Raw genomic sequence first — 596 nt, 5'->3', positions numbered from 1 at the left:
GATCTCAACGGCAAACCGTTCGGCCGTGCCAATGCCGGCATCGACATGACCTTCGATTTCCCGGCCTTGATCGTGCATGCCGCGAAAACGCGGCCGCTCGCCGCCGGCGCCATCATCGGCTCCGGCACCGTCTCCAATAAGCTGAATGATGGGCCAGGCAAGCCGGTCGCGGCAGGCGGCGCCGGCTATTCGTGCATCGCCGAACTGCGCATGATCGAGACCATCGAGAGCGGCGAGCCGAAGACACCGTTCCTGCGCTTCGGCGACACGGTGCGGATCGAGATGAAGGACAAGGCCGGCCATTCGATCTTCGGCGCCATCGAGCAGAAGGTCGAGAAATACGAGGGGGAGAAAGGAACCTGAAAGGGTGACCTTGCTCGAGCACCTGCGCCGGATGGCGCGCAACAATTTGTGGTCGAACGACCGGCTCTACCGCGCCGTGCTGGAGCTTCAGCCCGGCGAGTTCGAGGCCGGTCGAACCAGTTTCTTTCCCTCGATCAAGGAGACGCTCAACCACATCCTTGCGGTCGATCGTCTCTATCTCGATTTTCTGACCGGTGGCGGCCTCGGTGCTGCGGCCTATGACGACTTCATAC

The 596-nt window shown here is 62.1% G+C and carries 2 protein-coding genes; both read left to right on the top strand.

The genetic code is table 11. From position 1 onward, the window contains the following. Window positions 1–363, top strand: a 363-nt coding sequence (locus EOA79_RS32395; RefSeq protein WP_206639311.1) for a fumarylacetoacetate hydrolase family protein, incomplete at its 5' end; no start/stop codon positions are given. 4 nt (window positions 364–367) lie between these two features. Continuing rightward, window positions 368–596: DinB family protein (locus EOA79_RS32390; RefSeq protein ID WP_281060314.1), on the top strand; the 229-nt coding region annotated here is incomplete at its 3' end.

The sequence above is a fragment of the Mesorhizobium sp. M1A.F.Ca.IN.020.03.2.1 genome, assembly GCF_004023205.1.
Classification (GTDB): Bacteria; Pseudomonadota; Alphaproteobacteria; order Rhizobiales; family Rhizobiaceae; genus Mesorhizobium.
Note: the sequence above shows the minus strand (reverse complement) of the source record. Positions and strands in the feature narration are given on the sequence as shown.